This is a genomic window from Nonomuraea sp. NPDC050328, assembly GCF_044459405.1.
In the GTDB taxonomy this organism is placed as follows: Bacteria; Actinomycetota; Actinomycetes; order Streptosporangiales; family Streptosporangiaceae; genus Nonomuraea.
The window spans coordinates 153,704-178,353 of the sequence record NZ_JBITIW010000006.1 but is presented as its reverse complement, the minus strand read 5'-3'; the positions used below and the strand labels follow the sequence as shown (position 1 = coordinate 178,353).

20 protein-coding genes are annotated in these 24,650 nt (G+C 71.5%); 4 read left to right on the top strand and 16 right to left on the bottom strand.

Annotated features, from left to right (window positions below):
* Nucleotides 1-8: 8 nt before the first annotated feature.
* From ACIBG7_RS23505 to ACIBG7_RS23460, 10 genes are all read right to left on the bottom strand, one after another.
* The gene (locus tag ACIBG7_RS23505) at nt 9-1,841 is read right to left on the bottom strand and encodes a serine/threonine-protein kinase (RefSeq protein ID WP_357926536.1); all 1,833 of its coding nucleotides are present in this window, start codon (nt 1,839-1,841) and stop codon (nt 9-11) included.
* Nucleotides 1,842-4,025: a protein kinase gene (locus ACIBG7_RS23500; RefSeq protein WP_397337587.1), complete on the bottom strand. Its 2,184-nt coding sequence runs from the start codon at nt 4,023-4,025 to the stop codon at nt 1,842-1,844.
* A 124-nt stretch (nt 4,026-4,149) separates the two neighbouring features.
* A complete protein-coding gene (locus tag ACIBG7_RS23495) occupies nt 4,150-4,662 on the bottom strand; it encodes a YbaK/EbsC family protein (RefSeq protein WP_357926541.1) in 513 nt (170 codons plus the stop codon).
* An 81-nt stretch (nt 4,663-4,743) separates the two neighbouring features.
* Entirely contained in the window at nt 4,744-6,288 is a 1,545-nt protein-coding gene (locus tag ACIBG7_RS23490; protein WP_397337586.1) for a flavin monoamine oxidase family protein, read from the bottom strand.
* Nucleotides 6,281-7,123, bottom strand: coding sequence for a M55 family metallopeptidase (locus ACIBG7_RS23485; RefSeq protein WP_357926544.1), 843 nt, complete (start codon nt 7,121-7,123; stop codon nt 6,281-6,283). Before ACIBG7_RS23485 ends, ACIBG7_RS23490 begins: the two co-directional genes overlap by 8 nt.
* Nucleotides 7,120-8,325 (bottom strand): DUF6395 domain-containing protein, encoded by a 1,206-nt coding sequence (locus tag ACIBG7_RS23480; RefSeq protein WP_357926546.1) that lies wholly within the window; start codon nt 8,323-8,325, stop codon nt 7,120-7,122. The genes ACIBG7_RS23485 and ACIBG7_RS23480 overlap by 4 nt, the downstream gene beginning before the upstream one ends.
* Nucleotides 8,322-8,582 (bottom strand): hypothetical protein, encoded by a 261-nt coding sequence (locus tag ACIBG7_RS23475; protein ID WP_397337585.1) that lies wholly within the window; start codon nt 8,580-8,582, stop codon nt 8,322-8,324. Before ACIBG7_RS23475 ends, ACIBG7_RS23480 begins: the two co-directional genes overlap by 4 nt.
* Before the next feature lie 344 nt (nt 8,583-8,926).
* A complete protein-coding gene (locus tag ACIBG7_RS23470; protein ID WP_397337584.1) occupies nt 8,927-9,583 on the bottom strand; it encodes a hypothetical protein in 657 nt (218 codons plus the stop codon).
* Nucleotides 9,580-9,774: a hypothetical protein gene (locus tag ACIBG7_RS23465; RefSeq protein WP_357926554.1), complete on the bottom strand. Its 195-nt coding sequence runs from the start codon at nt 9,772-9,774 to the stop codon at nt 9,580-9,582. Before ACIBG7_RS23465 ends, ACIBG7_RS23470 begins: the two co-directional genes overlap by 4 nt.
* A 426-nt stretch (nt 9,775-10,200) precedes the next feature.
* Complete coding sequence (locus ACIBG7_RS23460; protein ID WP_397337582.1) at nt 10,201-10,974, bottom strand: enoyl-CoA hydratase/isomerase family protein; 774 nt, start codon at nt 10,972-10,974, stop codon at nt 10,201-10,203.
* A 191-nt stretch (nt 10,975-11,165) separates the two neighbouring features.
* On the opposite strand from ACIBG7_RS23460, the gene ACIBG7_RS23455 reads away from it, so the two are divergent.
* A complete protein-coding gene (locus tag ACIBG7_RS23455; protein ID WP_357926559.1) occupies nt 11,166-13,079 on the top strand; it encodes an N-acetylmuramoyl-L-alanine amidase in 1,914 nt (637 codons plus the stop codon).
* Nucleotides 13,080-13,122: 43 nt separating this feature from the next.
* Here ACIBG7_RS23455 and ACIBG7_RS23450 read toward each other — a convergent pair whose 3' ends face one another.
* The 6 genes from ACIBG7_RS23450 to glgP form a co-directional block, all read right to left on the bottom strand.
* Nucleotides 13,123-14,052: an anti-sigma factor RsbA family regulatory protein gene (locus ACIBG7_RS23450; RefSeq protein ID WP_357926562.1), complete on the bottom strand. Its 930-nt coding sequence runs from the start codon at nt 14,050-14,052 to the stop codon at nt 13,123-13,125.
* Nucleotides 14,049-14,357 (bottom strand): STAS domain-containing protein, encoded by a 309-nt coding sequence (locus tag ACIBG7_RS23445; protein WP_357926564.1) that lies wholly within the window; start codon nt 14,355-14,357, stop codon nt 14,049-14,051. Before ACIBG7_RS23445 ends, ACIBG7_RS23450 begins: the two co-directional genes overlap by 4 nt.
* Nucleotides 14,358-14,481: 124 nt before the next feature.
* Entirely contained in the window at nt 14,482-15,252 is a 771-nt protein-coding gene (locus tag ACIBG7_RS23440) for a DUF899 family protein (RefSeq protein ID WP_357926567.1), read from the bottom strand.
* Between the two features lie 123 nt (nt 15,253-15,375).
* Nucleotides 15,376-15,537 carry a hypothetical protein gene (locus tag ACIBG7_RS23435; protein ID WP_357926569.1) on the bottom strand — a complete coding sequence of 54 codons (162 nt, stop codon included), beginning with the start codon at nt 15,535-15,537 and terminating at the stop codon, nt 15,376-15,378.
* Nucleotides 15,538-15,614: 77 nt separating this feature from the next.
* Nucleotides 15,615-16,484: a MurR/RpiR family transcriptional regulator gene (locus ACIBG7_RS23430; protein ID WP_357926571.1), complete on the bottom strand. Its 870-nt coding sequence runs from the start codon at nt 16,482-16,484 to the stop codon at nt 15,615-15,617.
* 21 nt (nt 16,485-16,505) lie between these two features.
* Nucleotides 16,506-19,073: an alpha-glucan family phosphorylase gene (gene glgP, locus ACIBG7_RS23425; RefSeq protein WP_357926572.1), complete on the bottom strand. Its 2,568-nt coding sequence runs from the start codon at nt 19,071-19,073 to the stop codon at nt 16,506-16,508.
* 244 nt (nt 19,074-19,317) lie between these two features.
* Between glgP and ACIBG7_RS23420 the strand changes: the two genes are divergently transcribed.
* The 3 genes from ACIBG7_RS23420 to ACIBG7_RS23410 are packed head-to-tail and all read left to right on the top strand — an operon-like array spanning nt 19,318 to nt 24,591.
* A complete protein-coding gene (locus ACIBG7_RS23420) occupies nt 19,318-21,525 on the top strand; it encodes an alpha-1,4-glucan--maltose-1-phosphate maltosyltransferase (protein WP_397337581.1) in 2,208 nt (735 codons plus the stop codon).
* A 54-nt stretch (nt 21,526-21,579) separates the two neighbouring features.
* Entirely contained in the window at nt 21,580-23,268 is a 1,689-nt protein-coding gene (gene treS, locus ACIBG7_RS23415; protein WP_357926576.1) for a maltose alpha-D-glucosyltransferase, read from the top strand.
* A 3-nt stretch (nt 23,269-23,271) separates the two neighbouring features.
* Entirely contained in the window at nt 23,272-24,591 is a 1,320-nt protein-coding gene (locus ACIBG7_RS23410) for an aminoglycoside phosphotransferase (protein ID WP_357926578.1), read from the top strand.
* Nucleotides 24,592-24,650 lie beyond the last annotated feature (59 nt).

Sequence of the window (24,650 nt, the reverse complement as noted above, 5' to 3'; positions counted from 1 at the left end):
CTGCCCCGTCAGGACCAGGGTGAAAGGAACCCGAGGCCTAGATTTCGCAGCAGATCGTCGAGCAGGCCCGTGATCAGGCCCATCGTGCTCTCCCGCGCGCTGCGGGTCAGCTCGCGGATGACCGTCTCAGGCGCCCGCCACGGCTCCCAGGACGGCTCCTGGCCCATCGCGAACATCACCACCATCACCGCCGCCGTGCCGGCCAGCACCGCCGCGACGAGCGCCGCGCCCGGGCTGCGCAGCACCGAGGTGAGCGAGCGGGTCACCGCCTTGCGCGGCGCCCCTGAGCCGGGCAGCACGAACAACCCGGCGGTGAACGCCCCGGCGGCGTAGGCCACCGACTGGTTCACGTCGAAGCCGCCGCCCCACTTGGCGATGCCGTAGACGCAGAAGCCGCCGAGCACCGCGAGCAGCGAGTGCGCCACGGTCACGCCCACCGCCTTGACCAGCGCCCACGGGGTGCCGACGATGACGAGCAGCGGGTCGGCCGCGCTGCCGCCGCCACGGAGCTGGCGGCGCTGGACCAGGTCGCCGAAGAGGTACTCGCCCATCCGCAGCACCAGCGCGAGCGCCAGCGCGGTGACGCCGAAGGTCACCGGCATCATGACGGTCAGCCCGATCAGCACGGCCAGCAGCAACCCGCCGACGAGTTGGCTGCCGACGAGGTACTTCTTGCGCTCGCGCGGCGGGGTGTAGGCCGGCGGCGTGTAGGGCCGCGGTGCGGCCTGCGGCGCCGGATACCCGGCCACCCGCTGGTCGGCATAGGGCGGCGGGGCCGACCTCGCCACCGCCGGGGCGGGCACGTAGGGCGGCGGTTTGTCCTGCCGGGCCGCCTTGTCCTGCCGCGACTGCTTGACCGGCTTCTGCGGGCGCGGCTGGGCGGGCGCGCGGCCGTACTCGACCGGCGGCAACACGTCGGAGTAGGTCGGCTTGACCGGCTTGCCGGACTTGGCGCCCCTGCCGGGCTCGGCCGGCGCACTGGGCAGCACCTTGGTGCCCGACCGCGGCGGCGGCGCCTCGTTGAAGGTGGTGACCCGCGGGTCGAGCGCCCGCGCCATGCGCAGCAGCTCCTGCGCGCCCGGCCGATCGTCGACGTCGACCGCCAGCGCCCGGCTGAGCCAGCCGCGCAACCACACCGGCGCCTTGTCGATCTGCGGGCGCCCTTCCATGATGTTGTAACAGACCACCTCGAAGGCGCCCGTGCCGAACGGCGGCACCCCCGTGGCGGCGAAGAAGACGGTGGAGGCCAGCGCGTGCACGTCGGCCTTCTGGGTGATCTCGGCATCCCGGATGATCTCCGGGGCCAGGTAGCCCGGCGTGCCGACGAACATCCCGGTCTGGGTGAGCCTGGTGGCGTTGACCAGGTGCGCGATGCCGAAGTCGATGACCAGCGGCTCGCCGTTGACCAGCATGACGTTGGACGGCTTGAAGTCGCGGTGGATGACGTCGGCCGCGTGGATCGCCACGAGCGCCTGGCACAGCCCCTGCGCCAGGCGGATCAGCTCGCGGGCCTCCAGCGGCCCGTCGGCCAGGACGGTGTCCTCCAGCGTGCGCCCGGGGGCGAACCTGGTCACCACGTACGGCTGGCCGCCCACCAGCTCGGCGTCGAGCACGGAGGCCACGAACGGGCTGCGCACGCGGCGCATCGTCTCGACCTCGCGGATCAACCGGTCCCTGGCCTTCAGGTCGGCGGCCACGTGCGGATGCAGCACCTTGATGGCGACTTCCCTGCCGGCCTCGTCGAGACCGAGGTGGACAACGCCCATGCCACCTTCGCCGATCTTCCTGACCAGACGGTACGGACCTAGCCGTTCGGGTGCTTGGGTGTTGCCTGTGCTCATCTAGCCGTCATCTCCCCCTCTGAGCCCATCGAGCTTCCCAGTGATGAGATCCACGTTGACCGGGTTCCAGTTCGCCTCTCGACCGGAATTTTTATCCGCCGTGCCGTACGCCAGCCACAACGAGCCGGCCGCGACGGCGGCCAGGACGCCCGCGAGCACCATGGCCACCTGCCTCGAGGGTACGAGGGAGGCGAGCGTTCTGCGCATCTGGCGGCTCGGGCCCTCGACGCCGGGTCCGGCGCAGACGGTCCAGAGCGCCACCGCGACGCCCCAGGCCAGGGCGTTCGCCGAGTCCATCTTGAGCACCACGGTGAGCAGGAGGGTGACCGGGAGCCCGAGGATGGCCGCGTAGAGGGTGAGCGCCAGGGTGACGCCCAGCGACTTGAGCAGCGCCTGGGGGTGGGCGAACACGCGCAGCACGTCGAGCGCCGCGCTGCCGCCGCCGCGCCGGCCGGCGAGCTGGGCCTGGGCCAGGTCGGCCGCGCGCAGCAGCACCGCGACCGGGATGGCCACGGCCGCCACGATCACCGGGGCGAGCGCGGCGAGCACGATCATGATGATCAGCATCATCGCGCCGGTCACCGCGTAGGCACGGGAGTACTGCAGCGCGTTGCCCGGGCGGACCGACGGGATGTACGGCTCGCGCTTGGTGGGGGGTTCCGGCGGATAGGGGGTCTGGGGCTGGGCCGCGTAGGGCGAGGGCGGCCTGCCGTACTCGGGCAGGTCGGTGCGGACGCGCCGGGTGGGGACGTCGTAGCCGGGCATGGGCGCGGCCTGCTGCGGCCAGCCCTGCTGGTGCTCCTCGCGGACCTGGCGCATCTCCTCGGGGCTGACCCTGCGGGTGGGGAAGGGGTCGCCGGCGCCCGGCCCGGTCTGCTGGCGGCCCGGCTGGTGCGGCGCCTGCGGCGGGTAGGGCTGGGCCTGCCCGGGAGCCTGCTGCAGCCCGGACGGGTGCTGACCACCCGGCCCCGTGGCGTGCTGACCACCCGGACCGGTCGCCTGGTGACCGCTCGGACCGGTCGGCTGGTGACCTCCCGGACCCGTGGGCTGGTGACCACCCGGCTCGGTGGGCTGGTGACCTCCGGGGCCGGTGGGCTGGTGGCCGCCCGGGCCTGTCCCCTGGTGGCTGCCGGGGAGCGGGCCGCCGGGGTGCTGGACGGGCGGGTAGGGGCCGGAGGACTGCTGGACGGGCTGGTGGGGACCGCCCGGATGCTGGAGCGGCTGGTGCGGGCCGGACGGGTGCGGCGCGGGCTGGCCGGCGTGCGGCTGGCCCTGCCCGGGCAGCAGGGAGACGTACGGCCCGCCCGACGGCGCGGGCGGCATCGGCGGCGCCTCGGTGATCCGGCGGTCGGCCCGCGGCACGGTCGACACCTCGTCCGGCACGCCGGGCTGGCGCGGCATCAGCAACGCGGTCTGCTCGGCCAGCTCGGCGGCCTTGGGCCGCTTGGCCGGGTTGCGCTGGAAAGCCGCCTTGAGCAGCGGCTGGAGCTGGGACGGCGCGGCACTCACATCGGCCTTGCCGGCGGTGATGTTGTAGAAGATCATCTCCAGCGTGCCCTTGCCGAAGGGAGGCTGGCCGGTGGCCGCGAACAGCAGCGTGCCGGCCCAGGCGTGCACGTCCACCTCGGGACCCGCCTCGTGCCCCTCGATGATCTCGGGCGCGAGGTACTGGGGGGTGCCGATGAACATGCCGGTCTGGGTGAGCCGGGTGGCGTCGACCGCCTGGGCGATGCCGAAGTCGATGAGCACCGGCTGCCCGTCGAGCAGCAGCACGTTGCCGGGCTTGAGGTCACGGTGGATGACGCCGACGGCGTGCACGGAGGAGAGCGCCGAGGCCACGCCGTGCGCCAGGCGGATGAGCGCGGGCAGGTCGAGGGGGCCGTCCTCCTTGACGATCTCGTCGAGCGGGCGGCCGGGGACGTAGCGGGTCACGATGTACGGGCGGTGCCCGGTCACGTCGGCGTCGAGCACCTCGGCGATGAACTTGCTGCGCGCGCGCCGCATCGTCTCGACCTCACGCGACAGACGCCGCCGCGCGACGTCGTCGCCGGCCACCTCCGAGCGCAGGACCTTGACGGCCACCTGCCGGCCCTGCGAGTCGACGGCGAGGTGGACCACACCCATGCCGCCTTCGCCGAGCCGCCTGAGCAGGCGGTACGGGCCTAGTCGGTCGTCCTGATTCATGGCATGAAGCACCATACCGGCTTAAACCTCACCCAGAGATGAACCATGAGGTCACATTCCCACTTGCTTAACGTTCGGGTCGGCACCGTCGGTTTCCCAATCGACGGTCTCACACTGGTCACGGTCAGCTCGCCAAGGTCAAGACCTCTGCTCCCGGCAGCCCCGCCAGTGTCGCGCCCGGCACCGACAGTTTCGAGTGGCGCACGCCGCTGCCGATCACCAGGCCAGGATGGGCCGCCACCGCCGAGTCCACCAGGATCGGCCAGCCCTCGGGCAGTCCCAGCGGGGTGATCCCGCCGTACTCCATGCCGGTCAGCTCGACCGCCTCGCTCATCGGGGCGAAGCTGGCCTTACGCGCGTCCAGCCGCTTGCGGACCACGCCGTTGACGTCGATGCGCATCGAGCCGAGCACCATGCAGGCCGCGTACATCGTCTGGCCGCCCCGCTTGGCGGCCACCACCACGCAGTTGGCGCCGTCCTCCATCCGCACCCCGTAGTGCTCGCAGAAGGCGGCGGTGTCGGCGAGCCCCGGGTCGATCTCCGCCACCCGGACGCCGTCGAGATCCAGCACCGCTTTGGCCACCGGCTCGGCGAGCAGGTCGAGCCGGTCCGCGGCCGGCGTCCACACCAGCGACATCGTGTCCCCTTTCCCGTCGGTTGGGAGAGTTGCCGCTCCCGCTTGGGACCCTACGCCGTACCCAGGGACGCGTGCGCGCGATCAGGGGGACTGCAGCGCGCGCTGGTGCAACTGGGTCACCGCGCTCCTGGCCGACTCCATCGCACCGGCCTGCCAGGCGATCAGATGGGTCAGCCAGTCACCGGCGAAGTACACCCTTCCGGCGGGGCGTTGCAGAAGAGTGAAGGACGAATCAATGCTGGGCCAGCGCACCCAGCCGCCCATGATGTGCTCCTGGCGCTCCCAGGCGATCGAGACGCTGGACAGCAGGTCGTTCCGGTACTTGTCGCCGTGGATCTTCTTGCCCTGGGTGAGCGCGCGGCGCCTGCGGTCCTCGGGGGTGAGCGCGCCGTACAGCTCGGCGTGCTCCTCGGTGGCGTAGTAGCCGACCACGATGCCGGTCTTGCCGTGGTAGCCGTGCGAGGGGTACCAGATGTGCGTGATGTCGAGATCGGTCTCGGTCACCCCGCCGTAGATCCGGTCCTCCAGCTCCCACCAGCGCCTGCCGTACTCCAGCCCGATCTTGCCCGCGGCCACCGGCACCGGTCTGGCCAGCGCGGCGCCGACCTGGGCGCCGAGGTTGTGCGGGATCTTGGCCAGGATGTGCGGCGGCAGCGCGGCGACGCAGTAGTCGGCCTTGAGCCGGCCGCCGGCCCACTCGACCTCGACGCCGTCCGCCAGGCTGGTGATCTTGGTGACCTTGATCCCGGTCCGGACGCGGCCGGCGCCGACCCGGTCGAGCAGCGCGGTGACGATGGCGTCCATGCCGCCGACCGGCTGGAACATCGGGGTCGCCTGGTCGTAGCCGAAGTCGTTCGTGATCGCCCGGCCGGTCCCGGCGGCCAGCACCTGGCGCAGTGAGCCGGGCCCCTCGATCGGGACGCCGCCGTCGATGTCGGGCGACTCCAGGAAGCCGCGGCGCGGCGAGCCGTCGTAGTCGAGCTTGGGCCCGAGGTCGCCGAAGCGGCGCAGGAACTCCAGCAGCCGCTCGCGGTCCTCCGCCGTCAGCCTGCGGTCGAGCCGCCCGGCGTCGGTCGCCTTGGCCAGCAGCTCGGAGATGTAGCCGTACAGGTCGGCGCGGGCGGTCCGCGCCCGCACGGTCACCCCGTTGGTGTGCACGTAGGCGGCCGCGTTGTTGTTGACGAAGGTCTCGATGGGCACGCCCAGCTCGCGGCAGTAGTCCATGGTGACCATCCAGGGCGCGATCCGCCCCGGCCCGGCGTTGAAGTAGGCGCCCTCGCCGAAGCGCACGTCCTGCGCCTGCCCGCCGGCCTCGGTCAGCCGGTCGCCGCCGCGCAGCGTGAGGCTGCGCCCGCCCGCCTTGGGCCGCGCCTCCAGGATCGTGCAGTCGTAGCCCGCCTTGCCCAGCTCGTAGGCGGCGGTCAGCCCGGCCACGCCCGCGCCCAGGATCACCACGCTCGCGCTGGAGCGCCCGCGCAGCGTGAAATCGCCCGCCTGCGGCGGGGTGAAGCTCCGCTCCTGCTCGGCGGGGGCCAGCCCGAGCGCCCCCATCGCCGCGTACATCGCCCCGGCCCCGCCCGCCGCGCCGATCCCGACCAGCAGGCCCCGCCGGGTCAGCTCACCCATAGGGACCGCTGCCGCACGAGATCTGCCCGCCGATCGTGGCGAAGATCCCGAACAGCGCCATGATCTGGCCGAAGTCGTCCGTGGTGAACTCGGTCTCCCGCGCCCCGACCGCCTTCACGCCCGGCACCAGCGACACCGCCGCCGCGATCGCCGTCGAGTTCCACTCCACCCCCAGCGTGTACGGCGGAGCCACCGTGTAGGGCGTGAAGTCGCTCAACCGGCCCAGCGCCCGCGCGGTCGCCTCCCGGATCGCCGCCTGCGCCACCGAAGGCGGCAGCAGCTCGGCGGAGAACTTGTCGATACCCTTCTTGACCGCCACCGTCTCCACGTCGCCGAGCAGCTCGCGCGCCTCCTCGCCGACCGCCTCGTCCCCGGTCACCAGCACCACGGGCACGCCGTGGAAGCCCGCGCACGCGGCCACCAGCCGGGTCTCGCCGCAGAGCTCCCCGTTCAGGTAGACGTTCTGGATCTCCTTGCCCATCCACGTGTGGTTGAGGACGCCGTGCGGCACCCCGGCCCTGGCGTGATAGCCCACGAAACAGGCGGCGGCGAAGGAGGAGTCGAGCCCGTGGGCCATGCGCTGGGCCTTGCCCGGCCCGCGGATCAGCGTCGCGCGCGGGTCGAGCAGGTCGATGCGCAGGTTCTTGGTCGAGCCGTGCGCGTCGTTGACCAGCACGCCGGCCGCCCCACCCAGGAACGCGCCCTCGACGCAGGCGTTGGCGTCGGCGGTCATCAGCTCGCACCCGCGCTCGTAGCCGCGCTTGCCGGCGTGCATCTCCTCCGGGTCGGTCAACCCGGTCACGCCCTCCATGTCGACCGACAGGTAGACCCTCACACGCCCCACTCCTCCACCCGGCGCGCCTGCTCCGGGGTCATCAGTCCGACATTCGCCACCACGAACTCGCGCACCTGCTCGCGCCACGGCTCGGGGATCTCCTCGATCGCCGGCGGGTAGCAGCGCTCCAGCCACTCCGTGGACTCCTCGGTGGCCCCCAGGTGCGCCGCCGCGCGAGCGAAGACGCCCTGCTCGATGCCGGGGACGCGGGCGCAGCCGTACTCGATCATCTCCTGCCCGCCGTACGGGGGCGGGTCCTGCCACTTGCGCGCCACGGGGCGTTCGGGGGTGATCGGGGTGTCCAGCGGGCGGCGCTCCACCGCGGCCTGGATGAGCTCCTTGTACAGGCACTTCCCGCAGGTACGGCAGGGCCCGCCGGACCCGCGCAGGCACCACCGGACCTGGGCCTTGAGCGGCGACTCCAGTGCCAGGCGCATGGTGACCGCCTCGCTCACCCCGCCCACCGGCAGCACGATGTGCACCCCGGCGGCGGCGAACAGCCGGCCCCACGCGCCGTGCGGCGCCCACATCGGGTTGTCGGGCGTGTACCGCAGCAGGTAGCGGTCGCCGCCGAGCCAGCGCGAGCCCAGCTCGTAGCCGAACGCCAGGCCGCCCAGGTCCATCCGGTCGGCCAGCAGCAACGCGCCGGCGGCCACCGCGTGGTGCTCGGGGTAGCCGGGGCGCGGCTCGGCCAGGGTGAACTCCAGGTCGGACTGGACCGTGCTCAGCGGCCGGCCGGTCTCGCGGGCCAGCTTGGCCAGCACGTCGGCGCGGTAGTGCGTCCAGCGGTTCGGCACGCGGGGGTGCGAGACCCGCTGGAAGTGCACGAACGGCGCGTCCGGCAGCATGGCGGCGGCGGCCACGGAGTCGGCCCCGCCGCTGTAGGAGACGGCCAGCGTCCGGCCCGCCGGGCGGGTCTCCGCACCCACCGGCCCGGCCTCGATCCCCCACCCGGCGTGCAGCGCCTCGGCCAGCCCGGCGGAGATCGCCCGGTCGAACACGATCCGCCTGCGGGTCCAGGGGGCCACGATCGTCCAGGCGGCGACGGCGAACAGGTCGGGGTGGGCGTCGTCCGGGACGCCCCTGAGCGTGCAGGAGTTGGTGCGCAGCTTGACCGGGTAGCCGTCGGCGGCCTCGCCGGTGATCTCGTCTTCGGCGTCCAGGCGGAAGGTCAGGGTGCCGGACTGCCAGGACACCCTCATGCCCGCTCCACCGCCTGCCAGAGGAGCACCTCGTTCTGCAGGAGCGCGTCGAGCGCCTCGGCGGTCTGGGTCGCCAGCCGCCTCGCCTCCTGGTCCACCGGCTTGGCCGTGCTCAGGGCTTGGACCTGCCGTTGGAGCTCGGCGACGCTCGCGCGGAGCTCGTCGATCTCCTTGCGGGCCTCGGCGAGCTCGATCCTCGCCGCGTACCGGGCGTCCAGCCACGATCGGACCCGGGAGGGAGTAAGGCGGCCCATCATGACAAGTCACCCTACAAGGGCCCCCACACCCCCGTACCCCCCGCCCGGAAACCGACCTCAGAGGAGAGGTTCCGGGCGGGCGTGGCCGGGGGTTCAGGGGTGGCCGCGGTTCGCGGGGCGGCCGGGCGGGGTTCAGGTGGCCGAGGTTGGCGGGTGGCCCGAGTTAGCGGGGCGGCCCCGCGGTCCCCGGGCGGCCCGGGTTCACGGGCGGCCGGGCTCCCAGGCGGCCCGGGTTCACGGGCGGCCACCGCTCCGGCGGGTGGCCGCTGGGTCCCTCCCTCTCCCCTGTCCACCCCGGCCCGAGAACCGGGCGAGCTCCCGAGCCAGGGGGAAGGGGAAACCGGTCAGATGTAGCGGGGCCGGGCGGTGGTGGCGGGGTCGGCGGTGCGGGCCAGGCGGACCTGACGCCAGGCGGTGGTCCAGGTGGTGAGGTCCTCCTCACCCCCACCACACCCGTAGACGAACGCGGTCACGACCTTCAACGTCGGCAGCCGGGGCGGCCGCTTGGGGTCGAGCGCCTCGCACAACGTGCTGGCCCCCACGCTCTTCCGGGCCTTGAGCGCGATCTCCCGATAGGACGGCTCCCCCGCCCAGATGTGGAACTCCCGCATCACCGCCAGAAACTCCTCCTTCGACGTGGCGGTCAGCGGGCTGGGCTTGAGGGTGTACCCGGCGGCGTCCTCGCGCAGCCGGTGCAGCCCAGCCGGGTCGGCGGCCTCCGGCGGCTCCGGCGCGGCGGCCTCCGTCTCGGCCCGGGCGGCTTCGAGCCGGCGCCAGGCGTCCACGACGGGACGGCGTTCGGGCTGGACGGCGTCGATCCGCTGGAGGATCTCGTCCAGCAGGTGGCGCGGCACCCGCCCGTTGCCGTTCAGGACCCGTTCGACCTGGGACCGCGCCATCCCGGTGACCCGGACCACGTCCTCGCTGGTGTACAGGCCCCGGAGGGTCAGCAGCCGCTGCAGCTCGATGCGGAGGACGAGCCGCGGATTGACCGAGCTCATCGCGGGAGCGGGCGGCCGAGGACGTGGAGCGCGGTGGTCCCGGCCGTGCTGATCAGCAGGACCGCCACCTCGGTGGCCATCCCGGCGGCCTGGGCGGCGAGCGCGAAGGCCAGGAGGATGACGATGAGGATCAGCCGGTAGACCGGGGAGGTCCCGCGACGGGGCGGGACGGGGGCAAGCTGTGTGCTCATACAGCACCGCTTTCGGATATCGCCTTGCGCAGGCAGGAGTTTGTCGAATCCGCCGGCCGGGGGCGGCAACCCTGTCTCGGCCGAGCGGGAGCACCATAATGGCTCAAACCGCAGCCGGGACGCGGCCTTCGGAAAACCGGACGAAATTCGACATATGACGCTGATTTTCCAAATTCAGGCTGTATCGCCATTCGGTGGCGTTTGCTGGGGTTCGGCGGCGCTCGGTGCTGTTCAGCGGTGTTCGGTGGCGTTCACAGATGTCCGGGGCCGCTGGGGCGGGTGAGGCGCGGTCCTGGAGAATGGGGACGCCCTTGGCGCCGCTCGCGCAGGCAGGTCAACGGCAGCGGGGCCCGCCGCGGCAACGGCGGGCCCTCCCCTTTCCCTCAACGACCGGAATGATCCGGAGAACCAAGCAGCCGGTGATGCTCAGCGGCCGGTGAACTTGGCCTTCGTCTTCTCCGCGAAAGCCCGCATGCCGATCTTGGCGTCGTCTGTGGCGAACAGCCCGGAGAACTGCAGCCGCTCGATCTCCAGCCCGGTGTCCAGGTCGACCTCCAGCCCGTGGTCGATCGCCTGCTTGGCCGCGCGCAGCGCTACCGCGGGCCCACCGGCGAAGGTGCCGGCCCATTCCAGCGCCGCCTGGTACACCTCGGCGTCCGGCACCACCCGGTCGACCAGGCCGATGGCCAGGGCCTCGGCGGCGCTCACGTGCCGGCCGCTGAAGATGAGGTCCTTGGCCTTCGCCGGTCCGACCAGGCGCGGCAGCCGCTGGGTGCCGCCCGCGCCGGGGATGATGCCGAGCTGGATCTCCGGCTGGCCGAGCTTGGCGCCCTCCCCCGCCACCCGGAAGTCCGCGCAGAGCGCCAGCTCGCACCCGCCGCCCAGGGCGTAGCCGGTGATCGCGGCGATGACCGGCTTGCCGATGCGCGCCACGGCGGTGAAGCAGTCCTGGAGGGTCGCGGAGTGGGCGGCCATCTCCGCGTAGGACATGTCGGCCATCTCCTTGATGTCCGCCCCGGCGGCGAAGACGCGCTCGCCGCCGTAGATCACCACGGCGGCGACCGCCGGGTCCTCCGACACCGCTCGGGCGCTCTCCCCGATCTCCCGCTGGACCTGCCCGTTGAGGGCGTTCATCTTCGGCCGGTCCAGCCTGATGGTCGCGATCTGGTCAGCCACTTCGACACGTACGAACTCACCCATGCGCCCCAGCGTAGAACAGCACCATCCGGCCGGCGGAGGCCGGAGCCGGACGGTCCTGCCCCGGGGATGACCGGCCGCATACCGGGGACCGCACCCGTTAAAGGCTGAAAAATTCCTTCGCAATGTACTCGACGAATGAAGGAAAGCATGGTCAGACTGTGAGTCGACCAACCCCCAGCCAAGGAGCGTTCATGCGCAGAGCCTTGATCGCTGTGCTCCCCTTAGCGCTACTGTCCCTCCAGCCCGTGCAGGCCTCCGCCGCCGAGCCCGACGACCGCCAGCAGGCCTTCGCCGCCGCGTCCGCCGAGTTCAAGGTGCCGGAGAGCGTGCTGCTCGGCGTCTCCTACCTGGAGTCGCGGTGGGACGCCAACGCCGGACGGCCCAGCACCGACGCGGGCTTCGGCCCGATGCACCTCACCGACGCCGCCGCCTACAGCGGCTCCAACCACCACGAGGAACCCGGCTCGGAAGGCGAGCGCGAGGACCCGCGAGGCGACGAGAGCCGCCCCGCCGTACCCGCCCAGGACGCGCCACCGGCGACCGAGATCCCCGAGTCGCTGCGCACTATGGAGAAGGCCGCCGAGCTGACCGGCGAGAGCCACGAGAAGCTGCGCACCGACCCGGCGGCCAACATCCGCGGCGGCGCCGCCCTGCTGGCCGCCTACCAGAAGGCGCTCGGCGCCCCGCTCAGCGACGACCCGGCGCAGTGGTACGGCGCGGTCGCCCGCTACTCCGGCGCCACCGAGCAGCAGGCCGCCGGCTTCTTCGCCGACGAGGTCTTCGCCACCATCAAGCAGGGCGTCCAGCGCACCACCGACGACGGCCACCGGGTCGTGCTGCCGCCGGCGCCGTCCCTGGAGGCGGTCAAGCAGTGGCTGGAGAAGCTGGGGCTCAAGCCGCCGCAGCGCGACGGCGTGGAGTGCCCGCCGACGATCTCCTGCGAGTGGATCCCGGCCAAGCAGGCGCAACTGCCCAACGGCAACTACGGCAACTTCGACACCTCCGACCGGCCGTGGAACCAGAAGGTCGACTACATCGTCATCCACGACATGGAGGGCTACTGGCGCCCGTCCATCGACCTGCTGCTCAACCCGGCCCGCGCGGCGAGCTGGCACTACTCGCTGCGTTCCTCCGACGGCCACATCGCCCAGCACATCAAGACGAAGGACGTCGGCTGGCAGGCCGGCAACTGGTACATCAACGCCAAGTCCATCGGCCTGGAGCACGAGGGCTTCCTCGCCGAGCGGGGCTCCTGGTACACCGAGGCGATGTACCGCACCTCCGCCAAGCTGGTGCGCTACCTGGCGATGAAGCACCTGGTCCCGCTGGACCGCGCGCACATCATCGGCCACGACAACGTGCCCGGCACGCTGCCGACCACCGTGCGCGGCATGCACGAGGACCCCGGGCCCTTCTGGGACTGGGACCGCTACTTCCAGCTCCTCGGCAAGCCCCTGCACCCCTTCGGCGGCCCCAACTCCGGCTCGGTCATGATCAAGCCGGACTTCGCCACCAACAAGCCCTACTTCTTCGGCTGCGACCGCAAGCAGCCCGCGCTCGACTGCCCGCCCACCAGCGCCTCCACGGTCTGGCTGCGCACCGAGCCGCGCGCCGACGCCCCGCTCATCGGGGACATCGGCAAGAAGAACCCGGGCACCTACAGCGTCTACGACCACAGCGCCCGCGCCACCACCGGCCAGCGCTACGCGGTCGCCGAGCGCCGTGACGGCTGGGTCGCGATCTGGTACCTCGGGCAGAAGGGCTGGTTCGAGGCCTCCTCGGCGGTCCCGTCCATGGGCCTGGTCGTCACGCCCAAGCCGGGCCTGGCCACCGTCCCCGTGTACGGCAGGGCCTACCCCGAGCAGGAGGCCTACCCGGCCGACGGGAGCATCCCCTACCAGCCGATCACGCCCCTGCAGTACAAGTTCTCCGCCGGGGAGAAGTACACCTTCGCCGGCGTCCAGCTCGGTGAGTACTACCGGGCGGTGACCATCGACCCCGCCTCCCACAAGGTGGTCCGGGGCAAGACGAAGTACTACCAGATCCAGTTCGGCCACCGGATCATGTTCGTCAAGGCCGACGACGTGGTCCTCTCCTGGAACTGACCCCGCTTCCGGGCGCCCTCCTCGCGGGGGCGCCCGGCCGCGTTCACACCGTCAGGTAGAAGCGGATCGCGGTGCCGTCCTCGGTCGTGTGGACGCGCACGAGATCGGCCACGAAGTGCACCAGCATCAGGCCGCGGCCGCCGGTCTGGTCCTCGCGGCGCGGCCGGCGGCCGGCCAGCGGGTCGCTCAGCCGGCCCGCGTCCCTGACCTCGGCCACGACCTGGCCGGCTTCGGCCCAGATCGCCAGGGTGCCCCGGCCGCCGCCGTGCACCAGGCTGTTGGCCGCCAGCTCGCCCACGGCCAGCTCGGCGTCCAGCAGCCGCAGCCCGGTCAGCCCCAGCTCCTCGGCCCGCGTGGCCGCGAACGCCCGGACCGCCGACAGCGTGTCGGCGTCGAAGGCGAAGCGCGCCGCGTCGGCCGGGACCTGCAGCTCCTCGTTGTAGCGGGCGACGATCGCTTCCCAGTCGTAGGCGTCGCTGCGCTCCTCCCGGCCCCGGCTGATCAGGGTGGGATGGGTGAGCCGGGCGTCGGCCAGCACCTCGGCCGTGAGCTTCGACTCGTCGTACGGGCACAGGATGGTCGCCGCGCGGCCCTCGAAGGCGGCGTTGATCAGCGCCTCGTGCTGCGCGCACGCCGGGTACTCCACCGCGCTGCGCCCTGCCCAGATCGGCTCGCCGATGATCCGCACCCGCCGGTCGGCGTGCGAGTCGGCGAACTTCCGCAACACGCCCGGGATGATCCGCCCCGGGTTGCGGCCGGCCTCGGTCATGTCGAGGAACAGCAGCCCCTCGGCGTCCGGGCCGAGCCCGTCCTTGATCAACCGCAGGTTGGGGCCGGGCACCGCGACCGCGACCGGCTCGCCCTGGGCCAAGCCCGCACGGACGAAGGCCACCGTCTGCTCGGTGTAGTCGGCGGCGTCGCGGTAGAACAGCGCCGGATGCTCGAAGGTCTCCTCGACCGGCATCGCGTTCATCGCCCCGCCACCTCGATCCGGAGTTGCCCGGGCCACAGCAGGTCGAGGACCCGCGGAAGCTGGGGCGGCGGATGCTCGACCACCACGCGCCCGTCGGGCAGGTTCAGCGCGGTGATGGCCAGGGCGGTCACCCCGGCCACGTCGACGAACTCCACCGCGGACAGCTCCACGTACGACACGTCCCGATGCCCCCGGGCCAGCTCCGCCAGAGCCCGCTCCCAGGAGGGACGCGTCACCACGCTGATCTCGCCGCTCGCGCGGATACCGGCACGGCCGACCAACTGGCTCACCTCCAACACCGACATCCCGGTCTCCTCCATCTGGGGGGCGACTTCCGGTCCCGGGCCCCGGCCGGTGCAGGCGGGGGCGCACATGGCGTCGGAGGAAGCCTACTTCCAGCCGGGTGGTGAACCGGTCCCGGTGGGCGAATCAGTGGTGGTGGCCGCTCCGGCCGAGGGTGTCGGCGGGCGTCACGCCGGGCCGCGTCCACTGCGGCGCCGGACGGCTGGCCGGGCCCCAGCCCGCCTCGCCGTGCGCGTCGGTGCGCCAGTACCAGCACGCGTGGCGTCCCTCCGGCCGGCCCTCGGGCTGGTCCTCCCACGCCTCGCCCCGGCCGTAGGGCGTCCGGTCCAGCAGGCCGAAGACCGGGTCGACCGGCTCGATGCCGCGGCCGGTCGTGGCGTAGGTGAGGAAGGTACGGTCGCCGTCGCGCAGGTAGGAGGTCAGGTGGCCCATCTCGCCGCCGACCGGCTCCGGCAGCCCGCGCACCGAGTACCACGGCTGGGTGTAGCCCATGAACTCCACGAAGGAGGCCACCTCGGGCCACTCCCCCGTGGTCAGGAAGGCGAAGGAGACGCCGCGGACGTTGAGGTAGACCGAGTCGCGCAGGTGCCAGGCGGTGACGGTGCAGCCCTCGCACTGGCCCTGGTGGGGCGCGCCGTCGTGCCACATGTGCTTGTAGACCACGAGTTCCTCGCGGCCCTGGAACAGGTCGATAAAGGGGACCGGCCCGTCCGGTCCGACCACCTTGGCCGTCCCGTCGAACTCCACCATCGGCAGCCGCCGGCGGGCGGCGGCGAGGGCGTCGCCCTCGCGGGTGTGGGCCTTCTCGCGGATCAGGAGTTCGTCCCGGGCGGCCTGCCAGGTGGCCAGGTCGACGACGGGCGGGCGGCCGGGCAGGTCGCCGGGCTGGTTCGTCATGGTGTCCTCCGTGATGTCGTCCCCCGGGCGGCGTCGAACGCCGCCCGGCGGCGGGTCATCGAGGAAGACTCGTGCCCCGGCCGGAACTCATCGCTCCGGCGGGCCCGGCTTCGCGGCGGCCGGTCAGGTGCGGCTCTTGGCCCAGCGGGTGACGAACATGACGGCGAGCGCGACACCGCCGATGATGAGCGCCCACTTGAGCAGGAAGAGCGCCACGCCCAGGATCGGTCCGATGAGCATGAGGGCGACGATGACGGCGGCGATGATGAGCAGGATGCGTGCCATGTCTTCGACCGTAGGGCTCCGCGGCCTCGAACGGGAGGTCCCGGGCCGGGGATCAGGGGGAAGTCAGGGTGTGACCCTTAGCGCTTCCGGACGAAGTCGGCCACCGCGTCCCGGGTGCTCTGCAGCGCGTCCTGGGAGGTCTCGTAGGTCCGCTGCGCCACCCCGACGAAGACGCAGTCGACCACGAGGAGCTGGCTGATCCGGCTGGCCAGCGCCCCGGGACGGAACTCGGTCTCGCGGCCGGCCGAGATCAGCACGTGCTCGGCGAGCTCGGCGATCGTGGAGCGCGGGTTGTTGGTGATCGCCACCGTGGTCGCCCCGGCCTCGGCCGCCCGGCGCAGCGGTTCGAGCACGTCGGGGGTCTCGCCCGAGGTGCTGATGCCGATCGCCACGTCACCGGGCTTGAGCAGGACGGCGCTGGTCAGGGCCAGGTGGGCGTCGTTGAAGGCGTGGCAGGACAGGCCGATGCGCATGAGCTTCTGCGCCATGTCCGCCGCCACGAGCCCCGAGGCGCTGACCCCGTAGGAGTCGATCCGGCGCGCCCCGGCGATGGCGTCGACGACCAGGCCGAGCCGTTCGGAGGTGAGCTGGGCGACGGTGTCGCTGATCGCCTCGGACTCCGCGCGCGACACCTTGAGGATGACCTCGGAGAGCGGGTCGTCGGGCGCGAGGTCGCCGGGCACCAGCCGGTCGGTCTGCGCCGCCGCGGCGGCCAGCGCGAGCCGCAGTTGCGGGTACCCGGCGAAGCCGAGCAGCCGCGCGGTGCGGACGATGGTGGCCTCGCTCGTGCCGGACGCGGCCGACAGCTCGGTGATGGTGCTCCGCGCCACGGTCGCCGGGTCCTCGAGGATGAGCTTGGCGACCGTCTGCGCGGCAGGCGTCAGGGACGGCAGCACCCCGCGCACGGTAGCAACGAGCGTGTCGGCGCGAGGGCTGTTGTCGTCCACGAATTGATTATGCGGCCTGTGTCACCTAAGTGTGCCGTTGGTCATACCAGCGGGTTCTTCCGGTACGGCGAGCAATCCGAGATCGGCGTGCGACGCCATGAGCGGATGGTCGGGGACGACCCGGACGGTGTACCCGAAAGCACCGGTGCGTTCGAGCGGCACCACCCCGGCGTAGTACGCCTTGCCGTCGTCGCCGTCGCTGACCGGCTCCAGCGTGAGGTAGGCCGGATGCAGCAGCTCGTCGTGCGCCCCCACCCGGCCGTAGGCCGCCTGGACCAGCACGTCGGACGGCCCCAGGTCACCGAGGTTGACCGTCGCCCGCAGCTCCACCGAGGCGCCCACCTCGGGCGTGTCGCCCACGCCGGAGGCCTCGACGTGCTCGACCCGCACGCCCGGCCAGGCCTGCGTGACGCGCATCCGCCAGGCGGCGAAGGCCCGGGCCTGGCTGTAGCCGTCGGCCGACAGCGCGCGGGCGGAGGAGGCGGCCGGCAGGTAGAGGCCGACGACGTAGTCGCGCAGCATCCGCCCGGCCAGCACCTTGGGCCCGAGCGAGGCCAGGGTGTGCTTGACCATCTCCAGCCAGCGCCGCGGCAGCCCGTCGGCCGCGCGGTCGTAGAAGCGGTCGGCGACCTCGTGCTCGATGAGATCGTAGAGCGCCCCGGCCTCCAGGTCGTCGCGGCGGTCGGCGTCGGCCACCCCGTCGGCGGTGGGGATCGCCCAGCCGTTGGTGCCGTCGTACCACTCGTCCCACCAGCCGTCGCGGATGGAGAGGTTGAGCCCGCCGTTGAGCGCCGACTTCATGCCCGAGGTGCCGGAGGCCTCCAGGGGCCGCAGCGGGTTGTTCAGCCAGACGTCGCAGCCCTGGACCAGGAGCTGGCCGAGTGCCATGTCGTAGTCGGGCAGGAAGACGATGCGGTGCCGTACGTCCTCGGCGTCGGCGAAGCGCACGATCTGCTGGATGAGCTTCTTGCCGCCCTCGTCGGCGGGGTGGGCCTTGCCGGCGATGAGGATCTGGACCGGCCGCTCCGGGTCGAGCAGCAGCTTGCGCAGCCGTACCGGGTCGCGCAGCATCAGCGTCAGCCGCTTGTAGGACGGCACGCGGCGGGCGAAGCCGATGGTGAGCACGTTCGGGTCGAGCGCCTCGTCGACCCAGCCGAGCTCGGCGTCGGAGGCGCCGCGGTCGCGCCACGACTGGCGCAGCCGGGTGCGGGCGCCCTCGATGAGCCGGTGGCGCAGCTTGCCGCGGATGGCCCAGATCTCCTCCTCGGAGATCTTCTGGACGCCCTCCCAGCCCTGCGAGCGGTCGATCAGCGACGGCAGCTCGCGCCCGGCGAGCTCCATGATCTCGCGGCCGACCCAGGTGGGCGCGTGCACGCCGTTCGTGATCGAGCCGATCGGCACCTCGTCGAGGTCGAAGCCGGGCCACAGGTCCTTGAACATCTCCCGGCTGACCTCGCCGTGCAGCTCGGAGACGCCGTTGACGCGCAGGCCCAGGCGCATGCCCATGGCGGCCATGTTGAAGCGGTTCGGGTCCTCCTCGGCGCCGAGCGCCAGGATGCGCTCGACCGGGACGGTCGGCCAGGCGTTGTCGCCGCCGAACTGCCGCTCGATGAGGTCCTTCGGGAAGCGGTCGATGCCGGCCGGCACCGGGGTGTGCGTGGTGAAGACCGTGCCGGCCCGGACCGCTTCGAGCGCCTCGTCGAAGGTGAGCCGGGCCTCGGTCAGCTCGCGGATGCGCTCCAGGCCGAGGAAGCCGGCGTGGCCCTCGTTGGTGTGGAAGACCTCGGGCTCGGGGTGGCCGGTCAGCTCGCAGTAGGCGCGGATGGCGCGCACGCCGCCGACGCCGAGCAAGAGCTCCTGCATCAGCCGGTGGTCGGTGCCGCCGCCGTACAGCCGGTCGGTGACGTCGCGGGCGGCGGAGTCGTTCTCCGCCACGTCGGAGTCGAGCAGCAGCAGCGGCACCCGGCCGACCTGCGCCACCCACACCTGGGCGTGCAGCGTGCGGCGCTCGGGCAGGCCGATGCGGATGCGCACGTCCTTCAGCAGGCTGAGCGGCAGGCCGCCGGGGTCGAGCGAGGGGTAGTGCTCCAGTTGCCAGCCCTCCGGCGAGAGGGACTGGGTGAAGTAGCCGTGGCGATACAGCAGTCCGACCGCGAGGATCGGCACGCCGAGATCGCTGGCGGCCTTCAGGTGGTCGCCGGCGAGGATGCCCAGGCCACCGGAGTACTGGGGCAACGCGGCGGCTATGCCGTACTCGGGCGAGAAGTAGGCGATCGCGGCGGCGGCGCCGGGCAGCGACTGGTACCAGCGCGGTGCGGTGATGTACTCGCGCAGGTCGTCGGCGGCGTCGGCCAGCCGTCTCAGGAAGCGCCGGTCCTGGGCCAGCTCGCGCAGTCTGGCCGGGTCGACGGCGCCCAGCAGCGCCACCGGGTCGTGGCCCACGCGCTCCCACAGCACGGGATCGACGGAGGCGAACAGATCTGTCGTCTCCGGGTGCCAGGACCAGCGCAGATTGTGCACGAGCTCGCCGAGGGCGGCCAGCTCCGAGGGCAGGACGGTGCGGACGGTGAACCTGCGGATTGCTCTCACGGTTAACGACCCTATGACTTCCGGGGGACTCCGGATCTGTCTTTCACCCCCGACACCGCGCTCAAACACCCGCCGGCCGACATCGCCGTCGCGTCTCACGCTTCGAGACCGACGCGCGGGGGAGGCATAGAGCCGGAGCTTCGGGGCAACTCACCCAATATGCCCGGGTTCCGCAGCCGCTCAGCATGAAGTGCGAGGATCAAGTAGACCAGCCGCGGAGTCGACCAGGAGAGATCAAAGACCCATGATCGGACGTATCCCCATTTCGGACATCCAGCCGGTGGTCGACTGCGGGCGATGGCCCGCGAAGGCGGTGGCCGGCGAGACCTTCGACATCAGCGCCACCGTCTTCCGCGAGGGCCATGACGCGGTGGCCGCCGGGGTGGTGCTCATCGCGCCCGGTGGGGAGCAGCTCCGCCTGAAACCGATGCGCGAGCTCGCCCCCGGGACCGACCGCTGGGGCGTCACGGTCAGCCTGCCCGAGGAGGGCGACTGGCAGTTCCGGGTCGAGGCTTGGAGCGATCCGCTGGGGACGTGGCTGCACGACGCCGCGATCAAGATCCCGCGCGGGCTGGACGTGGACCTCATGTGCGAGGAGGGCGCCCGGCTGTTCGAGCGGGCCGCGCAAGCCGTACGGCAGGACGACTGCCCCGCCTTCCAGAACGGCAAGCGCCCCGCCGTCCGGCCCGCCACGTCCAAGACCACAGCCACCTCTTCGGCAGCCGCCGCCTCATCCGCCTCCCCCACCTCGTCGGCAGCCGCCGCCTCATCCTCCCCCTCATCCACGGCAGCCGCGGCCAAGGGACGAGCGGGTACGGCGGGCCAAGGCGAGGGCGAGGCCCCCTGCGGCCACCGAGCCGCCCTCCTGGCGGTCGCCTCCACCCTGCGGGACGAGACGCTCGACCCCCGCGCCAGGCTGTCGGTAGCCCAGCTCCCGGAGACCGCCGAGCTGCTGGCCGCCCACCCCCTGCGCGACCTGGTGACCGAGGCCGAGCCCAGGCGCGTCCGGGTCGACCGCCGCCGCGCGCTGTACGGCTCGTGGTACGAGTTCTTCCCCCGGTCGGAAGGCGCGATCGTGGAGGAGTCCGGGGTCACCAAGTCCGGGAACTTCCAGACCGCCGCCAAGCGCCTGCCCGCCGTCGCCCGGATGGGCTTCGACGTGGTCTACCTGCCCCCCATCCACCCGATCGGCCGCAGCTTCCGGAAGGGCCCGAACAACACCCTGACCCCCGGCCCCGACGACCCCGGCTCGCCGTGGGCGATCGGCAGCGAGGACGGCGGCCACGACGCGATCCACCCCGACCTGGGGACGATCGCCGACTTCGACGCCTTCGTCGCCCGCGCGAAGGAGCTCGGCCTGGAGGTGGCGCTCGACTTCGCGCTGCAGTGCGCCCCCGACCACCCGTGGGTCAAGGAGCACCCCGAGTGGTTCAACATCCGCGCCGACGGCACGATCGCCTACGCCGAGAACCCGCCGAAGAAGTACCAGGACATCTACCCGCTCAACTTCGACAGGGACCCCGAGGGCATCTACGCCGAGATCCGCCGGGTGCTGCGGCACTGGATGGACCACGGCGTGCGGATCTTCCGGGTGGACAACCCGCACACCAAGCCGGTCAGCTTCTGGGAGCGGCTGATGGCCGACATCCACGCGACCGACCCGGACGTGCTGTTCCTGTCGGAGGCCTTCACCCGCCCGGCGATGATGCGCGCCCTGGCCAAGGTGGGCTTCCACCAGTCGTACACCTACTACACCTGGAAGAACTCCAAGAGCGACGTCGAGGACTACCTCGCCGAGCTGTCCCACGAGACCTCGGCCTACCTGCGGCCCAACCTCTTCGTGAACACGCCGGACATCCTGCACGAGTACCTGCAGCACGGCGGCGTGCCGGCCTTCAAGATCCGCGCGGTGCTCGCCGCCCTGACCGGCCCGAGCTGGGGGGTGTACGCGGGCTACGAGCTCGCCGAGAACCAGCCGGTACGGCCCGGCAGCGAGGAATACCTCGATAGTGAGAAATATCAGTACAGACCGCGCGATTGGGAAGCGGCGGAACGAGAAGGCAGAAGTCTCGCGCCCTTCATCACGCATCTGAATTTGTTCCGAAGAGCCCACCCGGCCCTCCAGGAATTGCGTAACCTTTACTTCCACAGGATCGACCAACCGGACATGGTCTGCTTCTCCAAGCGGCTGCCCGGCGCCTACGATCCGGCCACACGACGGCACGGACTGGGCGACGTTGTCCTAGCGGTCGTCAATCTAGACCCACACCACACCCACGAGGCGACCGTCGAGCTGGACATGCCCGCTCTGGGTCTGGACTGGAACGCGCAGTTCGTCGTAGACGACGAACTCTCCGGCGAGACCTACCACTGGCGTCAGCACAACTACGTGCGCCTCGACCCCCACATCCACCCGGCTCACATCTTCACGGTGCGAGCCGGGAATCGGTAGATCTTCACACGAACCACTCCGGGGAGGCTTCAACGTGTCTGAAAGCGCTGAAACATGAGCTCCGCCCCCATTCCCAACACCTTCGACGAGGACAAGCCCCGCGATCCGTACTGGTACAAGCGCGCGGTCTTCTACGAGGTGCTCATCCGGGGGTTCAAGGACTCCAACGGCGACGGCACGGGCGACATCAAGGGCCTGATCAGCAAGCTCGACTACCTGCAGTGGCTCGGTGTCGACTGCCTCTGGCTGCTGCCGCTGTACGAGTCCCCGCTGCGCGACGGCGGGTATGACATTTCCGATTTCATGAAGATCCTCCCGGAGTTCGGCGATCTGGGAGACTTCGTGAAGCTGGTCGACGAGGCGCACAAGCGTGGCATGCGCGTCATCGCCGACCTGGTCATGAACCACACCAGTGACGCCCACCCCTGGTTCCAGGCCAGCCGGCACGACCCGGAAGGGCCCTACGGCGACTTCTACGTCTGGTCCGACACCGACGAGCTGTACCAGGACGCCCGGATCATCTTCGTCGACACCGAGTCCTCCAACTGGACTTACGACCCGGTGCGCGGGCAGTACTTCTGGCACCGCTTCTTCAGCCACCAGCCGGATCTCAACTACGAGAACCCGCGGGTGCAGGAGGCGATGCTGGAGGTGCTGCGCTTCTGGCTCGACCTGGGCATCGACGGGTTCCGCATGGACGCCATCCCCTACCTGTTCGAGGAGGACGGCACCAACTGCGAGAACCTGCCGCGCACCCACGAGTACCTCAAGCGGGTCCGGGCCGAGGTGGACCGGATCTATCCCGACCGGGTGCTGCTCGCCGAGGCCAACCAGTGGCCGAGCGACGTCGTGGAGTACTTCGGCGACCCGGTCGGCGGGGGTGACGAATGTCACATGGCGTTCCACTTCCCGCTGATGCCGCGCATCTTCATGGCCGTGCGCCGGGAATCCCGCTACCCCATTTCCGAAATTCTCGCCCAAACCCCGAAAATTCCGGAACATTGCCAGTGGGGGATCTTCCTCCGGAACCACGATGAGCTGACGCTCGAAATGGTGACCGACGAAGAACGCGACTACATGTACACCGAATACGCGAAAGATCCTCGCATGCGGGCGAATGTCGGCATCCGCCGCCGTCTGGCCCCCTTGCTGGAGAACGATCGCAATCAGATCGAGCTCTTCACGGCGCTCCTCCTCAGCCTTCCGGGCAGCCCCGTGCTGTACTACGGCGATGAGATCGGCATGGGGGACAACATCTGGCTCGGTGACCGCGACGGCGTGCGCACCCCCATGCAGTGGACGCCCGACCGCAACGCCGGGTTCTCCGACTGCGACCCGGGCCGCCTCTACCTGCCGACGATCATGGATCCGATCTACGGCTACCAGGGGCTCAACGTAGAGGCGCAGCAGAAGAACGCCGGTTCCCTGCTGCACTGGACGAAGCGGATGATCGACATCCGCAAGCGTCACCCCGTGTTCGGCCTGGGCGAGTTCACCGAACTGAACTCCAGCAACCCGAGCGTGCTGGCCTTCGTCCGCGAGCTGGGCGACGACCGCATCCTCTGCGTCAACAACCTCAGCCGCTTCCCCCAGCCGGTCGAGCTGGACCTGCGGCGTTTCACCGGCGTCTCACCGGTCGAGACGATGGGCGGCGTGCCTTTCCCACCGATTGGCGAGCTTCCGTATCTTTTGACGCTTCCTGGGCATGGTTTCTACTGGTTCACCCTGCCGCCCTTGGAGTAGCCGATGATCGAGGATCTCCTTGCCCGCTGGATCCCCCATCAACGATGGTTCGCGGGCAAGGGGCGTCCCATAGACACCCTCCGTGTCGAGACCGACACACCCCTGCGGGACGGGTTGCGGCATCTGATCCTCGCCGTCCGGCAGGGCGGCTCGGTCGAGCGCTACCAGCTCCTTCTCGGCGAGCGCCGGGACCTGCCCGACCGCCTCCGGCACGCCCGCATCGCCGACGACCTGTTCGACGCGGCGCACGATCCCGACTCCACGCACCTGCTCCTGGTCGCGATGGCCGGCGGTGAGGACCACGGCCCGCTGCGCTTCCGCCACCTGCCCGGGGTGGAGATCGACACCTCGCCGCGCAGCCTCGTGCTCGGGGCCGAGCAGTCCAACACCTCGCTGGTGTACGGCGACGCCTACATCTGCAAGCTGTTCCGCCGCCTGACGCCCGGCGCCAACCCGGAGCTGGAGATCACCCGGGCGCTGGCCGAGCGGCGGGCCAAGCACATCGCCGAGCCGTACGGGTGGATCGAGACCGAGCTGGACGACGAGCCCACCACCCTGGCGATCATGCAGCAGTTCCTGTCCACCGCCAACGACGGCTGGGACCTCGCCCTGGCCAGCGTGCGCGACCTGTACGGCTCGCTGCCCGGCATGGACCCGGGCCAGGCGGGCGGCGACTTCAGCGCCGAGGCCTGCCGGCTGGGCGCGGCCACCGCGGAGATCCACCGCGAGCTGGCCGCCGCCTTCCCGACCGACGTGGTCGAGCCGGCCGAGGTCAAGCGCATGGTCGAGGCCTTCCAGCGCAACCTCGAACGGATGGTCGCCGAGGTCCCCGAGCTCGGCCCCTACGCCCCGGCGGTCGAGACGGCCTTCCGCGAGGTCGAGGAGCGCACCGGCGTGGTCCCGGTCCAGCGAGTGCACGGGGACTACCACCTCGGCCAGGTCATGCGGACCGCCACCGACTGGATCATCCTCGACTTCGAGGGCGAGCCCGGCCAGCCGCTCGCCGAGCGCCGCGCCCTGGCCTCACCGCTGCGTGACGTGGCCGGGATGCTCCGCTCCTTCGACTACGCCGCCCGCCACCTGCTGCTCGACCACCCGAATCCGGAGGAGCTGGAGGAGCGGGCCGCCGGCTGGACCGCCCGCAACCGGGAGGCCTTCCTCGACGGCTACACCCGGGGCGGCGGCCGCTTCACCGACGCCGACGCGGCGCTGCTGCGGGCCCTGGAGTACGGCAAGGCCGTCTACGAGGTCGGTTACGAGGCCCGCAACCGCCCGCACTGGCTACCCATCCCGCTGGCCGCCTTCGGCCGCCCCCTCACGTAGGTCGGCGGCCGAGCACGCCGCCCACACGCCGAGGAACACGATGGAGGGCAACCCGGCCA